The 14,348-nt window shown below is 60.6% G+C and carries 12 protein-coding genes; 1 reads left to right on the top strand and 11 read right to left on the bottom strand.

The genetic code is table 11. The features are described from left to right. Positions 1–54: 54 nt before the first annotated feature. The gene (locus AC193Q_RS23705) at positions 55–1,020 is read right to left on the bottom strand and encodes a 2-oxoglutarate and iron-dependent oxygenase domain-containing protein (RefSeq protein ID WP_239778670.1); all 966 of its coding nucleotides are present in this window, start codon (positions 1,018–1,020) and stop codon (positions 55–57) included. Positions 1,021–1,163: 143 nt separating this feature from the next. Further along, on the bottom strand, positions 1,164–2,237 hold the full coding sequence (locus AC193Q_RS23710) for a BMP family ABC transporter substrate-binding protein (RefSeq protein WP_483878861.1): 1,074 nt from the start codon (positions 2,235–2,237) through the stop codon (positions 1,164–1,166). 274 nt (positions 2,238–2,511) lie between these two features. Between AC193Q_RS23710 and AC193Q_RS23715 the strand changes: the two genes are divergently transcribed. After that, on the top strand, positions 2,512–3,603 hold the full coding sequence (locus AC193Q_RS23715) for a calcium:cation antiporter (protein ID WP_095667620.1): 1,092 nt from the start codon (positions 2,512–2,514) through the stop codon (positions 3,601–3,603). A 110-nt stretch (positions 3,604–3,713) separates the two neighbouring features. Here AC193Q_RS23715 and AC193Q_RS23720 read toward each other — a convergent pair whose 3' ends face one another. The 9 genes from AC193Q_RS23720 to AC193Q_RS23760 all read right to left on the bottom strand — a co-directional run bounded on the left by AC193Q_RS23720 (position 3,714) and on the right by AC193Q_RS23760 (position 14,255). After that, the gene (locus tag AC193Q_RS23720; protein WP_483878862.1) at positions 3,714–5,072 is read right to left on the bottom strand and encodes an 8-oxoguanine deaminase; all 1,359 of its coding nucleotides are present in this window, start codon (positions 5,070–5,072) and stop codon (positions 3,714–3,716) included. 247 nt (positions 5,073–5,319) lie between these two features. Next, positions 5,320–6,006, bottom strand: a complete 687-nt coding sequence (locus AC193Q_RS23725; RefSeq protein WP_483878863.1) for an SDR family oxidoreductase — start codon at positions 6,004–6,006, stop codon at positions 5,320–5,322. 248 nt (positions 6,007–6,254) lie between these two features. Then, positions 6,255–7,181 (bottom strand): ABC transporter permease, encoded by a 927-nt coding sequence (locus tag AC193Q_RS23730; protein WP_121183573.1) that lies wholly within the window; start codon positions 7,179–7,181, stop codon positions 6,255–6,257. Then, complete coding sequence (locus AC193Q_RS23735) at positions 7,181–8,287, bottom strand: ABC transporter permease (RefSeq protein WP_121183575.1); 1,107 nt, start codon at positions 8,285–8,287, stop codon at positions 7,181–7,183. The genes AC193Q_RS23730 and AC193Q_RS23735 overlap by 1 nt, the downstream gene beginning before the upstream one ends. A 14-nt stretch (positions 8,288–8,301) precedes the next feature. Beyond that, on the bottom strand, positions 8,302–9,849 hold the full coding sequence (locus AC193Q_RS23740; RefSeq protein WP_483878864.1) for an ABC transporter ATP-binding protein: 1,548 nt from the start codon (positions 9,847–9,849) through the stop codon (positions 8,302–8,304). 605 nt (positions 9,850–10,454) lie between these two features. Next, on the bottom strand, positions 10,455–11,036 hold the full coding sequence (locus AC193Q_RS23745; protein ID WP_027613645.1) for an IMPACT family protein: 582 nt from the start codon (positions 11,034–11,036) through the stop codon (positions 10,455–10,457). A 7-nt stretch (positions 11,037–11,043) separates the two neighbouring features. After that, positions 11,044–11,694, bottom strand: coding sequence for a TetR/AcrR family transcriptional regulator (locus AC193Q_RS23750; protein WP_047291099.1), 651 nt, complete (start codon positions 11,692–11,694; stop codon positions 11,044–11,046). Positions 11,695–11,781: 87 nt separating this feature from the next. Beyond that, positions 11,782–13,170, bottom strand: coding sequence for a uracil-xanthine permease family protein (locus tag AC193Q_RS23755; RefSeq protein WP_483878865.1), 1,389 nt, complete (start codon positions 13,168–13,170; stop codon positions 11,782–11,784). Between the two features lie 164 nt (positions 13,171–13,334). Continuing rightward, positions 13,335–14,255: a LysR family transcriptional regulator gene (locus tag AC193Q_RS23760; RefSeq protein WP_007968115.1), complete on the bottom strand. Its 921-nt coding sequence runs from the start codon at positions 14,253–14,255 to the stop codon at positions 13,335–13,337. Between the last annotated feature and the right edge of the window lie 93 nt (positions 14,256–14,348).

Consider the following 14,348-nt stretch of genomic DNA (forward strand, 5'->3'; position numbering starts at 1 on the left):
GCCATTCTACAGATGCGCGCCGAAACAATTGGCAAAACCTGACCAAGCGATCCATCAGACCGCTTGCGGCTCGCGACGATAGGCGTAGGTATCGGCGAAGCGCGACAGCAGGAATTCGGCACAGGTGGTGGTCGGATATTTCGCCGGATGCTGTGCGTCCTGGCAACCGGGAAGGCATTCGATGCGGGTGTCCGGGTGCGGCTCGGCGAAGAACGGCATCGAATAGCGATCCACCCCCAGCGGGCTGATCACCCGGTGCGGGGTCGAGCGATAACGGTCATTGCTCCAGCGCGCCATCATGTCGCCGAGGTTGACCACGAAGGTGCCGTCAATGGGCGGCGCGTCGATCCATTCACCGTTGATGTTCTTCACTTGCAGGCCGCCGGCGCTGTCCTGATAGAGCAGGGTGATGCAGCCGTAATCGGTGTGCGCGCCGGCGCCTTGCTGCTCGGCGCTGCTGGCGGTGTGGCGCGGTGGGTAGTGGATCATCCGCAGCACGCTGACCGGTTCAACGAAGCGCGAGTCGAAGAAGTCGCGTTCGATCCCCAGCGCAATCGTCATCGCCCGCAGCAGGGTTTGCGCGAGGGCCTGCATGTCGAGGTAATGCTGCTCCATCAGCGCTTCCCAGCCCGCTTGCGCCGGATGGCGATTCGGCCCGCGCAGCGGTTTTTCCGCGAGCACGTCGGGATGATCCGCCGGCAAGTGCAGGCCCATGTCGAAGGTTTCCTTGAGGTCGCTGGGTTTGTCCGGGTCGAGCTGTTCGGTGGCGATGGCGCCGTAGCCGCGATGGTGGCGGGTCTGGGTGATGTCGATCCGCAGTTTTTCTTCTGCCGGTTGCGCAAAAAAACGCTGGGCGTGGTCGAGCAGCGAGTCGATGCGCTGCGCGGAAATCGGGTGGCCCTTGATGTAGAAAAAGCCCCATTCGCGGCAGGCCTGGTCGATCTGCGCGGCGACGGCGGGCCAGGCGTTTTGGTCGGTGGAATAGAGCGGGCTGATGTCGATGACCGGAAGCTGATCCATACACAATCCTTGAGAACGCTGAAGATCAAATGTGGGAGCTGGCTTGCCAGCGATAGCGGTCTGACAGGCAACAATGATGTTGAATGTGAGGACCCCATCGCTGGCAAGCCAGCTCCCACGGGGACGATGCAAGTTTGAAGAGATTACTTCGGCATCTCGGCCTTCATGCCTTCAACGTAGTAGTTCATCGACGCCAGTTCGGCATTGGTTGCGCTCACCCCGGCAGGGATTTTCTCCACGCCGGCCTGATCCTTGATCGGCCCGGTGAACGGTTGCAGCGCACCGCTCTTGATGTCAGCGATGATCTGTTCGGCCTCGGCTTTCACAGGTGCCGGCACCAGCTCGCTGATCGGCAGTTCAACCGTGCCTTCTTTCAGCCCGCCCCAGTAATCCTGGGATTTCCAGCTGTGGTCGATCACACTTTGGGTCGCTTGAATGTAATGCGGCGCCCAGTCATTGACGATCGAAGTCAGCACCGCTTTCGGGCCGAAGTGCGCCATGTCCGAGGCGTAACCCACGGCGTACACGCCACGCCGTTCAGCGGCCTGGATCGGCGCCGGGCTGTCGGTGTGCTGGAACACCACGTCCACGCCCTGATCGATCAAAGCGTTGGCGGCATCGGCTTCCTTGCCCGGGTCAAACCACGAGTTGACCCACACCACTTTGATCTCGGTGCCGGGGTTGTACTTGTTCAGGGCCAGTTGGATCGCGTTGATGTCGCGGATCACTTCCGGAATCGGGAACGAGGCGACGTAGCCGATTTTCTTGGTCTTGGTCATCTTCGCCGCGAGGAAGCCGCCGACGTAGCGACCCTCGTAAGTGCGCGCCAGATAGGTGCCGAGGTTCTTGTCCTGCTTGTAGCCGGTGGCGTGTTCGAAGGTCACTTTGGGAAATTGCCTGGCGACTTTCAGCGTCGGGTTCATGTAGCCGAACGAGGTGGTGAAGATCAGGTTGTAGTTGTCCTTGGCCATGTTGCGGATCACCCGCTCGGCGTCGGCGCCCTCGGCCACATTCTCAACGTAATTGGTGCTGATCTGCGCGCCGAATTTCTCCGCCAGCGCCTTGCGCCCCTGTTCATGCTGATACGTCCAGCCGTGGTCGCCGATCGGGCCGATGTAGACGAAACCGACCTTCAGCGGATCGGCAGCGCTGGCGCTCAGGCTGATCCCCAGACCGATGGCGGCGCACAGCAGTTTGTGCAGCGGACGTATTTGCATGAATTGGAGCTCCATTTTGTTGTGTGTGGTCAGGGGCAATGCAAATTGCTGACCAAAAGGACAACAAAGCAAAAGATCGCAGCCTGCGGCAGCTCCTACAGGGGAATGGGAAACCTGTAGGAGCTGCCGCAGGCTGCGATCTTTTCAGCGCCGGAACCAACGCAGTGCAAGTCAGCGGATTCACGCTATCGGCTGGTGCGCTAAGGTGTAACGAAACGTTAGCGCCGCGCCGCAGTCAGTAGCTCATTCGAACCTCTCGGCAAAAAGGCCCGCCATGCTCACGATTTTCAAGCAAGAAAGCTTTCTGCTGCTGGCGGTGATTGCCGCGTGCATCGCCTATCCGCTGGAACACTGGATGCTCCATAGCGGCCAGATCGTCGCGCTGATCTGCGGTCTGGTGCTGATCGCCTTCATCGTCGCGGCTTCGATGCGCGTTGCCCATCATGCCGAACTGCTCGCCGAAAAAGTCGGCGACCCCTACGGCACGATGATCCTGACCCTCGCTGCAGTGCTGGTGGAGGTGGTGATCCTGGCGATCATGATGAGCAACGAAGCGTCCGCCACGCTGGTGCGTGACACGATCTATTCGGCGGTGATGCTCGACATCAACGGCATCCTTGGCCTCGCCGCGCTGATGGGTGGACTCAAGCACGGCGAGCAGTCGTACAACGATGATTCGGCACGCAGCTACAGCGTGATGATCCTCACCGCCATGGGCGTGTCGATGGTGGTGCCGGAGTTTATTCCGGCAGCCAACTGGAAGGTTTATTCAGCGTTCACCATCGGTGCGATGGTGGTGCTTTACGCGTTGTTCCTGCGCATGCAGGTCGGCCCGCACAGTTACTTTTTCAGCTACAGCTACCCAGATAAACGCCGCAAGAAAGAGCCGGTGGAAAATGAACCGAAGCCTCTGAGCCTGGCGTGGTCGATCGGCATTCTGGTGTTCGGCGTGGTGGTGATCGGCGCACTGGCTGAAGTGATGTCCAAGACCCTCGATCTGGGCCTGGAAGGCACGGGTGCACCGCCGGTGATCACGGCGATTCTGGTGGCGGCGATTTCCGCCGCGCCGGAGATTCTGACGGCGTTGCGTGCCGCGTTGGCCAATCGCATGCAGTCGGTGGTGAACATTGCGATGGGCGCGTCACTGTCGACGGTGATTTTGACCGTGCCGGTGATGGAGGCGATGGCGCTGTACACCGGCCAGCCGTTTCAAATGGCGATGACCCCGGTGCAGACGGTGATGATCTTCATCACGCTGATCGTCAGTGCGATCAACCTGAATGACGGCGAGACCAATGCCATCGAAGGCATGACCCACTTTGTGCTGTTTGCGACGTTTATCATGCTGTCGCTGTTGGGTCTCTAAGCCCACCACAAATCCGGTGTAGGAGCTGCCGCAGGCTGCGATCTTTTGAACTTGTTTTCAAAATCAAAAGATCGCAGCCTGCGGCAGCTCCTACAGGGTTCTTTATTGGATCAGGTACCGGCGATCAACTGTCGAGCCGCCTGGCTGTGATCGGCGATCAGGCCTTTCAGATCCAGCCCTTCAACCTGGCCATCAATCACCCGCCACTGGCCACCAATCATCACCCGATCGGCACGATCGGCACCGCACAACAACAGCGCCGAAATCGGATCATGGCTCCCCGAGAAACGCAGCTCATCGAGCTTGAACAACGCCAGGTCCGCCTGCTTGCCCACCGCCAGTTCACCAATGTCGGTACGCCCCAACAGGCTCGCCGAGCCTTTGGTTGCCCAGCCGAGCACGCGTTCCGGGGTGATCTTCTCGGCGCCGTAACGCAGACGCTGGATGTACAACGCCTGCCGCGCTTCGAGGATCATGTTCGACGCATCGTTGGAGGCTGAACCGTCCACACCCAGACCGAACAGCGCGCCGGCATCGGTCAGATCGATGCTCGGGCAGATGCCGGAAGCCAGGCGCATGTTCGAACTCGGGCAATGGCAGATACCGGTGCCGGCCTGACCGAGGCGAGCGATTTCGTCCGGGTTGAAGTGGATGCCGTGGGCCAGCCAGGTGCGCGGGCCGAGCCAGCCGACGCTGTCCAGATAATCCACGGTGCGCAGGCCGAAACGCTGCAGGCAGAAATCCTCTTCGTCGAGGGTTTCGGCCAGATGGGTGTGCAGGCGTACATCGAGTTTGTCCGCCAGTTCGGCGCTGGCCGACATGATTTCCGGGGTCACCGAAAACGGCGAGCAAGGCGCCAGAGCGATCTGGATTTGTGCACCGTCGCCGCGCTCGTGGTACTCGTGAATCAGGCGCTGACTGTCGTCGAGAATCACCTGACCTTCCTGCACGGTCTGCTGCGGTGGCAGGCCGCCGTCCTTCTCGCCGAGGCTCATCGAACCGCGCGTGAGCATGGCGCGCATGCCCAGTTCACGCACGGTGTCGACTTGCACGTCGATGGCGTTTTCCAGACCGTCCGGGAACAGGTAATGATGGTCGGCGGCGGTGGTGCAACCCGACAGCAGCAATTCAGCCAAAGCCACTTTCGTCGCGAGGGCGAGTTTTTCCGGGGTCAGCCGCGCCCACACCGGATACAGAGTTTTCAACCACGGGAACAATGGCTGATTGACCACCGGCGCCCAGGCGCGAGTCAGGGTTTGATAGAAGTGGTGGTGGGTGTTGATCAGGCCCGGCAGGATCACATGCTCGCGGGCATCGAACACTTCATTGCACGGCGCGGACGGTTGCTGACCGGCCGCCAGCACTTCGACGATCACGCCGTCTTGCAGCACCAGACCGCCACGGGCATCGAGCGCGTTGGCCGTGAAAATGGCGAGGGGATTTTTTAACCAGGTACGGGTCGCAGGCATTGTGGCCGGCTCCTCTGAAAGTGGGGTTCAGGGTTGCCAGCTCAGTGTTGCCCTGTCTGCTGATCCAGGGTCGCCGCGATGGACGAGGTGCGGAGTTTCAAACAAATCGCGGCAGCGGGCAAGCCCAACCCGACAAGCCAACACATCACCCTCTGTAGGAGCTGCCGAAGGCTGCGACCTTTTGATCTTGTTTTTTACAATCAAAAGATCGCAGCCTGCGGCAGCTCCTACAGGTGGTTTTCAGTGCTTACCAGGGAATGGTTTCACCCTTGTAGTTGATGAAGTAATGCCCACCCTTGCCGGTATAAGCATTCACCTGATCAATCAGCCCACGGGTGCTGGTCTCGACATCCAGGTCAGCACCTTCACCGCCCATGTCCGTCTTTACCCAGCCCGGATGCAGCGACAGCACGGTGAGTTTCTGCTCGCCCAACTGGGTGACAAAACTGTTGGTCATGGAGTTCAGCGCAGCCTTGCTGGCCTTGTACAGCGCCAGCTCCGGCGCGTCCGGTACGGTCACGCTGCCCAGACCGGAACTCATGAACGCCAGCATGCCGCTGCCATCGCGGATTTGCCCGACGAAGCGTTGCGCGAGGTTGATCGGCGCCACGGCGTTGGTGAAGAACAACTGGCCGACTTCGGCCAGGGTCGCGCCGCCCGGGGTTTGCACTTCCGGGCCTTTGACCCCGGCGTTGACGAACAGCAGGTCGAAAGTCTCGCCCTTGAGCTGTTGGCTCAGGGCGATCACTGCTTGCTGATCGTCCATGTCGAGTTTCTCGATCCGCACCTTGCCCAGCGCTTGCAGCGCCTCGGCCTTTTGCGGATTGCGCACGGTGGCGGTCACTTGCCAGCCGTCGGCCAGCAGGGTTTTCACCAGCCCGAGGCCCAAGCCGCGGGAGGCGCCGATGATCAGTGCGTGTTTTGCCTGGGACATGACGGAATTCCTTGAAAGTTACGGTTCACGGATTCAATGGACACGCCTGACCGAGTCGTTGTTGCAACGCTCGTCGCAGCACATCGAACCGGCTCTCAAAAGAGCTGTTGACCCCGGAGCATACTCCAGGCTTTAGCATGCTTGCTTCTCAAATTCGCAGGCCGCTCAGCGGTGCTCGCACATCATGTAGACAACACCGCCACTGTGGGAGCTGGCTTGCCAGCGATGAGGCCAGTGACATCATCACCCTAATGCCCGGCCTGCCACGGTTGCCCCAACGACACCGGCGCATATAACCGAGTCCGCACCGCATCCCGCGACAACAGCACCAACACCACAATCGTCGCCACATACGGCAGCATCGCCAGCAGACTCGACGGAATCGCCAGCCCCAAGCCCTGCGCCACCAGGTGCAGGATGCTGGCGAGTCCGAACAGGTAAGCCCCGAGCAACAGCCGCCACACGCGCCAACTGGCAAACACCACCAGCGCCAGGGCAATCCAGCCGCGTCCGGCGGTCATGTTCTCGGCCCACATCGGCGTATAAGCCAGGGACAGATAGGCTCCGGCCAGACCGGCCATCGCCCCGCCAAACAGCACCGCCAGCGTGCGCACGGTCAGTACCGGCAGGCCCATCGCACTGGCCGCGTCCGGGTTCTCGCCGACTGCCTGAATGATCAAGCCGACACGGCTTTTGATGATCACCCACGCCACCAGCGCAAACAGCGCGAACGACAGATACACCAGCAGATCCTGGGCAAACAGCATGCGGCCGATCAGCGGAATCTCACTCAAGTACGGAATCGCCAACGGTTCGAATCCAGCCAGTGGCTTGCCGACCCATGCTGCGCCAACGAAGGTCGACAGGCCCACGCCGAAGATCGTCAGCGCCAGCCCGGTCGCCACCTGATTGGCATTGAACACCAGCGCCACCAAGGCAAACAGCGACGACAGCAGCACCCCGGCAAGCATCGCCAACAACACGCCGAGCCACAGGTTGCCGCTGTTGAGGGCGACGATAAAACCGATCACCGCGCCAAACAGCATCATCCCTTCCTGGCCGAGGTTGAGCACGCCGCTCTTCTCGCAGATCAGCTCACCCAGCGCCACCAACAACAGTGGCGTGCCGCAGCGCACCATGGCGTAGAAAATATTGCTCAGCAGATCGATATCCATCACAGCGCTCCGGCGGTTACGGCGGTGGTCGAGGTGCGCCGTGCCCAGCGCAGTTTCAGGCGTGGCCGATAGAGAATCAGCACGTCGCAGGCCAGCAGGAAAAACAGCATCATTCCCTGAAACAATTGGGTGATGGCTTGCGGCAGGTTGAGGGTCATTTGCGCGCTTTCGCCGCCGATGTACAGCAGCGCCATCAGCAGGCTTGAGAACAGAATCCCGATCGGATTCAGCCGGCCGAGAAACGCCACGGTGATTGCTGCATAGCCATAGCCCGGCGAGACTTGCGGCACCAATTGCCCAATCGGCCCGGTCACTTCGCAGACCCCGGCCAGCCCGGCCAAACCGCCGCTGATCAACAGCGCGAGCCAGATCAGGCGTTTCTCGCGAAAGCCGACAAACCCCGCCGCACGTTTATCCAGACCGAGCACTTTGATCTGAAAACCGACGAAGCTTTTCTGCAACAACACCCACACCGCGACCAGCGCAAGCAAAGCGAAATACACCCCGGCATGAACCCGACCATCCTCCATCAGAAGCGGCAGGCGACTGGCGTCGCCGAACATCGCCGACTCGGGAAAGTTGTAGCCGGCCGGATCCTTCAGCGGCCCGTGCACGCAGAACAGCAACAGGTTCAGTGCGATGTAGTTGAGCATGATGCTGGTGAGGATTTCGTTGGCGTTGAAACGCGTGCGCAACCACGCCGTCAGCCCGGCCCAGGCGGCACCGGCGAAAGTGCCGGTGAGCAGGATCAGCACCAGTGCCCAATGGCTTTGCATATCGATGATGTTCACCGCCAACGCACTGCCGGCGAGCGCGCCGAACAGCAACTGACCTTCAGCGCCGATGTTCCAAATCCGTGCTTGATACGCCACGGCCAGACCGAGTGCGCAAAGCAGGATCGGCAGCGCCTTGACCAACAGTTCGGAGACGCCATACAGGTCGCTGATCGGCGCGATCAACAGCGTGTGCAGGGTTTGCAGCGGGTCATGGCCGAGGGCAATGAACAGCAGCGAGCCGCAACCCAATGTCAGCAGCGCCGCCAGCAACGGCGAGCACCACAGCATCAGGCGCGATTGCTGGCCACGGGGTTCGAGGGAAAGCAACATAGGGGGAAACTCCGTCAAAGCGTGGCCGATGAAGGCGCGTCGTTGAATTGCCCGGCCATCCAGCCGCCGACGTCACTCAGCAGGCTGTCGGTGGTGTTTCGCAGCGGTGACAGACGCCCCGCGCACAGGGCGCCGAGGCGGTCGCTGATCTGGAACAGTTCGTCGAGGTCTTCGGAAATCACCAGAATCGCCGCGCCGGCATCGCGCAGGGCAATCAGCGCGCGGTGAATGGTCGCGGCGGCGCCCACGTCCACGCCCCAGGTCGGGTGCGCGGCGATCAGCAGTTTCGGTTGCTGGAGGATTTCCCGGCCAAGAATGAATTTCTGCAGATTGCCGCCGGAGAGACTGCGCGCGGCGCTCTGGCTATCGGGCGTTTTCACCCCGAAGCGCTGAATGATCTGTTGGGCGAGGGTTTCGACTTTGCCGCGCTTGATCAAACCGTTGCTGACCAGCCCTTGTTGAAAAGCCGTGAGCAAGGCGTTGTCGGCCAGGCTCAATTCCGGCACCGCGCCATGGCCCAGGCGTTCTGCCGGGACGAACGCCAGTCCGAGTTGGCGCCGCGCATCCGGGCGCAAAGTGCCGACCGCTTGCCCGGCAAAACAGATCGATGTCGCGCTGTCGCGGGGCAGGGTTTGCTCGCCGCTGAGCAGCGCCAGCAATTCATCCTGTCCATTGCCCGCGACCCCGGCGATACCGACGATTTCGCCGCTGCGAACTTGCAGGCTGATGTCGCTCAACGAGCAGCCGAACGGATCGGGGTTGTGCCAGCTCAAGCCGTTGACCTGTAAGTACGCCGCGCCACCGCTGACCTTCGGATATTCGCCAATCAGTGCCGCCGCTTCGCCGACCATCATTTGCGCCAACTGCTGATCCGAGCATTCGGCCGGTACGCAATGCCCGGCGACCCGCCCGCCGCGCAAAACCGTGGCGCTATGGCACAGCGCGCGCACTTCCGCGAGTTTGTGGCTGATAAACAGGATGCTGCAGCCCTCGGCGGCGAGACGGCGCAGGGTGATGAACAATTCCTCGGCCTCTTGCGGTGTCAGCACCGACGTCGGCTCGTCGAGAATCAGCAAGCGAATGTCCTGCATCAGGCAACGAATGATCTCCACCCGTTGCCGCTCGCCGATCGACAGGCTGTGGACAAGTCGCTCCGGCTCCAGCGCCATGCCGTAGCGGCGCGATACGTCGGCAATTGTCGGCTCCAGTTGTTTCGGCGTGCCGGCCGTGGCGCCCATTGCCAAGGCAATGTTCTGCGCGACGCTGAGGGTTTCGAACAGCGAGAAATGCTGGAACACCATGCCGATCCCCAACTGCCGGGCCTGCGCCGGATTACGAATATTCACCCGCTGACCTTGCCAGAGCATTTCGCCGGCATCGGCCTGGGTCACGCCGTAGATGATCTTCATCAGCGTGCTTTTGCCCGCGCCGTTCTCACCGAGCAGGGCGTGGATTTCTCCGGGCGCGATGTTCAGGTCGATGGCGTCATTGGCCAGACAACCGGGGTAGCGTTTGCTGATCTGGCGCAGTTGCAGGCGCGGCGTTGAATCTGGGCTTGGCATGACAGGCTCGACTGGCTTGGAGTTGTGCCTGTGGATAAAGCAATTTCCTGGCCATTGAGTCAGGAACCTTGGCGGCCCTCGTACGGCAACGGTTGCTGTAGAGCGTCGAAGGGCAAATGTTCGGGAGGTACGGCACCAATTGAGAGCAAAGCCGTTGATCAGGCTCCAGTTTTGCCCGTAGGCAACTGATCAAAAAACGAGCAAATGCGTGGGACCTATGCAGACCCTGCGACTGCGCCAGCCATGAACGGGTTATCCACAGGTTGCTCCACAGTATTTGTGTGCAATTGGGAATCCTTGGCATAAGCGCAGCGGTGCTATCTTCCATTGGTGATAAACAGCGCTAACTATTTGTTTTTACGCGGGATTAGTCTTTTTCCAGGTGGAGTGGACGAAAAATGAGCAAATCGCGCAAAGCCACGTGACAGAAGGGTTACAGCGGAATGTACTCAGGTTATCCACAGTCGGGTGCACAGCGGATGTGGGCAACTCTGTGGAATAAGCAGATTGTGGGCTGCCCTAAAAGATCGCAGCCTTCGGCAGCTGCTACAGGGAAGCGCTAAATCCTGTGTAGGAGCTGCCGAAGGCTGCGATCTTTTGCTCATCTAACGTTGCAGCACAATCCGCCCACGACTCAAATCCGCCAACTGCGTTTGCAGCAACTCGATCTGCGCCTCACCCACCGCCAACTGCAACTCAACACCATTGGCAGTGAAGTTTTCTTCCACGACCAAACCACCCAGGTCCGCCACCCGCAGCTTCACCAGCGCCAGCTCGGCAAAGCCGCAGGCACAACTGAGCGGCACACGGCTGATCAACTCGACTTTCGCCGCCGCTTGCAGGCACTTGTTCGCGCCGCCGCCATAGGCCCGGGCCAAACCGCCAGTGCCCAGTTGAATGCCGCCATACCAGCGGATCACCAGCACTGCGACCTGATCGCAATCCTGCGCCTCAATGGCTGCCAGAATCGGCCGTCCGGCAGTGCCGCCGGGTTCGCCATCGTCGTTGCTGCGGTATTGCGCACCGAGTTTCCACGCCCAGCAGTTATGCGAGGCATTCAGGTCGCTGTGTTGTTCGAAGAACGCCTGCGCGTCAGCGGGGCTGGCGATCGGCGCGGCGAAGGTGATGAAGCGGCTCTTGCGAATCTCTTCGCGGTACTCGCAAAAACCGCTGAGGGTGAAAGGCATAAACGTCTTAAACAGTCGGGGTGAGGCCGCAGCCTTTGAGAATGATGCGGATCAGGTTGTTGCCGGCGTCTTCCATGTCCTGCTTGGTCAACTTGCTGCGACCGCTGACGCGACAGATCTGCGTGGCGAAGTCGGCGTAATGCTGGGTGCTGCCCCACAGCAGGAAAATCAGGTGCACCGGATCGACCGGGTCCATTTTGCCCGCATCGATCCACGCTTGAAACACGGCCGCGCGCCCCTGAAACCAGGCGCGGTAATCCTGGTTGAAATACTCGGTCAGGCATTCGCCACCGCTGATCACTTCCATCGCAAAGATGCGCGAGGCCTGCGGCTGACGGCGGGAGAATTCCATCTTGGCGCGAATATAGCGGGTCAGCGCTTCGGCTGGATCGTCATCGGCGGTCAGGGTATTGAAGGTGCTGTCCCACAGCTCGATGATGTTGCTCAGCACCGCCACGTACAACCCAAGCTTGTTGGTGAAGTAGTAATGCAGGTTTGCCTTGGGCAGCCCGGCATTCTGCGCAATGGTGTTCATGCTGGTGCCTTTGTACCCGTGACGGGCGAACTCGTCTTCGGCGGCTTTGAGGATGGTCTCTTCGTTCTTCTGACGAATGCGGCTGGCGGGTTTGCCGCCATGGGCTGGGACTTCAAAGGTCATAGGCACTTCCGGTTTGTCTGTGGGTGCAACCAGTTGCGTTGATAACGCACCCACAGGCATCCGACAAGTCCTGATGCAATAAAACCGTTACGCCTGTTCGATCTTGTTCAACGATGCGCCGGATTCGACGGTCGAGGTTTTCGCCTCCGGCAGCAACAGGCAGAGGATGATCGCGGTCAGGCCACCGCTGGTAATTGCCGAGTCGAACAGGTTCTGCACCAGTTTCGGCAACAGGTGCAGCAGGTTTGGTTGCGCGGCAATGCCCAGGCCGACGCCGAGCGAGGTGGCGATGATCAGCATGCTGCGGCGGTCCAGCGGCGATTGCGCGAGGATCCGCACCCCGGCCGCCGCCACGCTGCCGAACATCACCAGGGTGGCGCCACCAAGCACCGGTTTCGGGATCTGCTGCAGCACCGCGCCGATCATGGGGAACAGGCCGAGACAAAACAGAATCGCGCCGATGTACAGCCCGACATAGCGGCTGGCCACGCCGGTCAACTGAATCACGCCGTTGTTCTGCGCGAACGTGGTGTTGGGGAAGGCGCTGAAGGTGGCGGCGATCATGCAGCTCACGCCGTCGCCGAGTACGCCGCCGCGCAAACGGCTTATATAAGAAGGGCCGCTGATCGGCTGACGGGCGAGCATGCAATTGGCCGTGAGGTCACCGACGGTTTCGATGGTGCTGATCAGATAAATCAGCGCGACCGGCAGGAACGCCGTCCAGTCGAAAGTGAAACCGAACTTGAATGGCGTAGGAAGGCTGATCAGCGGCAAGTCAGGCAATGCCTGCGGAACCAGTTTCCCGCTGAACCACGCGGCCAGACTGCCCAGCAGCAGTCCGATGATGATTGCCGACAGCCGCACCCACGGTGTGTTCGAGCGGTTGAGCAGGATGATCGTCAGCAACACGAACACCCCCAGCGCGAGATTGCCCGGTGCACCGAAGTCCGGAGCATTGAAACCACCGCCCAGATCGGTAATGCCGACCTTGATCAGGCTGATGCCGATCAGAGTAATGACGATCCCGGTCACCAGCGGCGTGACAACCCGGCGCAACTGACCGATGAAACGGCTGAGGACGATCTGCACCACGGCGCCGAAAAAGCACACGCCGAAAATCATCGCCAGAATGTCTTCCGGGCTGCCGCCGCGCTGCTTGACCAGAAATCCGGCCGACAGCACTGCGCCGAGGAAGGCGAAGCTGGTGCCCTGCAAACAGATCATCCCGGCGCCGATGCCGAACGGCCGCCGCGCTTGAATAAAGGTGCCGACCCCGGAAACCATCAACGCCATGCTGATGAGATACGGCAAGTGCGCGGTCAAGCCGAGAGCCGAGCCGATCACCAGCGGCGGGGTGATGATGCCGACGAAACTGGCGAGCACGTGTTGCAGGGCGGCGAGGATAGCTGCCGGTGGTTTTGGGCGGTCATCGAGGCCGTAGATCAGGTCGCTGGACGGTTCAGAATCTGGCTGCATGGATTTGGCTTCTTGTTCAGGGATCGAGTTCACCCTTCACTGCAAAAACCTGTCCACTTGCTCAGCTTTCTGCGTGTACACCTTCCAATGCAGGAGCTGCCGAAGGCTGCGATCCTTTGATCTCGCTGTTCGAGGCCGCAGCGATTGATCCTGGATTTACATTTTCAACGCGTCGCCGCCAGGCTCTCCAGAAAGCTCTCCAGCACCAAATGAGGGCGCCGCCCCTTGCGCGTGACCGATGCGAGGCTCAAGTCATAAAAACGCGTCGTCGATTTCAGCGCACGCAAGCGCCCTTGCTGCACCCACAGACTGGCGTAGTGATCCGGCAGATAACCGATATAACGCCCGGTCAGAATCAGAAACGCCATGCCCTCACGGTCGGAAGCGCTGGCGGTGCAATTTAACGCCTGGTAATGCGCCTGAATCTCCGCCGGCAAACGGAACGTTGGCGCAATCGCGTCCTGACTGTTCAGGCGTTCGTCATCCAGTTGCTTGTCATCGACATAAAACAGCGGATGACCCACCGCGCAGTAAAGCAGCGAGCGCTCGCTGTACAACGGTTGATACTCCAGCCCCGACAGCGCACTGGCCTGCGGCACCACGCCGACATGCAGGCGGCCGTCGAGCACGCCTTGTTCGACTTCGTTGGGGGCGATCATGCGGATCTGGATCTGCACGTCCGGCCCGCGCTCCTTCAATTGAGCGAGGGCATGGGTGATGCGCATGTGGGGCAGGGTGACGAGGTTGTCGGTCAGGCCGATGATCAGTTCGCCGCGCAGGTGCTGGTGCAATCCATTGACCTCGGTGCGGAAACTTTCCAGCGCACTTAATAGTTGCAGCGCCGATTGATAAACCTCGCGGCCCTCTTCGGTCAACGAGAATCCGGCGCGGCCACGTTGGCACAGACGCAGGCCGAGACGCTGTTCCAGATCGCTCATTTGCTGGCTGATCGCCGAGCGCCCGATGCCGAGCACGGTTTCCGCTGCCGAGAAGCCGCCGCACTCCACTACGCTGCGGAAAATCCGCAGCAGGCGAATATCAAAATCACTGACCTGGGCCAGCGGATCGGGGCGACGACTGCTCATGCTGTTGTTCTCATTGTTTAGCAGGTTTCTAACTGAAGGTTAGAAAAGTTGGATTTCATCGACTTTATCCGCGTGGCAACTTAGCTGCAACAA

It is taken from the genome of Pseudomonas sp. F2 (genome assembly GCF_057174385.1).

Excerpts from the sequence above, each read along its gene's own strand:
- AC193Q_RS23705 (WP_239778670.1), bottom strand. The coding sequence starts at position 1,020 with ATGGATCAGCTTCCGGTCATCGACATCAGCCCGCTCTATTCCACCGAC.
- AC193Q_RS23710 (WP_483878861.1), bottom strand. The coding sequence starts at position 2,237 with ATGCAAATACGTCCGCTGCACAAACTGCTGTGCGCCGCCATCGGTCTG.
- AC193Q_RS23715 (WP_095667620.1), top strand. The coding sequence starts at position 2,512 with ATGCTCACGATTTTCAAGCAAGAAAGCTTTCTGCTGCTGGCGGTGATT.
- AC193Q_RS23720 (WP_483878862.1), bottom strand. The coding sequence starts at position 5,072 with ATGCCTGCGACCCGTACCTGGTTAAAAAATCCCCTCGCCATTTTCACG.
- AC193Q_RS23725 (WP_483878863.1), bottom strand. The coding sequence starts at position 6,006 with ATGTCCCAGGCAAAACACGCACTGATCATCGGCGCCTCCCGCGGCTTG.
- AC193Q_RS23730 (WP_121183573.1), bottom strand. The coding sequence starts at position 7,181 with ATGGATATCGATCTGCTGAGCAATATTTTCTACGCCATGGTGCGCTGC.
- AC193Q_RS23735 (WP_121183575.1), bottom strand. The coding sequence starts at position 8,287 with ATGTTGCTTTCCCTCGAACCCCGTGGCCAGCAATCGCGCCTGATGCTG.
- AC193Q_RS23740 (WP_483878864.1), bottom strand. The coding sequence starts at position 9,849 with ATGCCAAGCCCAGATTCAACGCCGCGCCTGCAACTGCGCCAGATCAGC.
- AC193Q_RS23745 (WP_027613645.1), bottom strand. The coding sequence starts at position 11,036 with ATGCCTTTCACCCTCAGCGGTTTTTGCGAGTACCGCGAAGAGATTCGC.
- AC193Q_RS23750 (WP_047291099.1), bottom strand. The coding sequence starts at position 11,694 with ATGACCTTTGAAGTCCCAGCCCATGGCGGCAAACCCGCCAGCCGCATT.
- AC193Q_RS23755 (WP_483878865.1), bottom strand. The coding sequence starts at position 13,170 with ATGCAGCCAGATTCTGAACCGTCCAGCGACCTGATCTACGGCCTCGAT.
- AC193Q_RS23760 (WP_007968115.1), bottom strand. The coding sequence starts at position 14,255 with ATGAGCAGTCGTCGCCCCGATCCGCTGGCCCAGGTCAGTGATTTTGAT.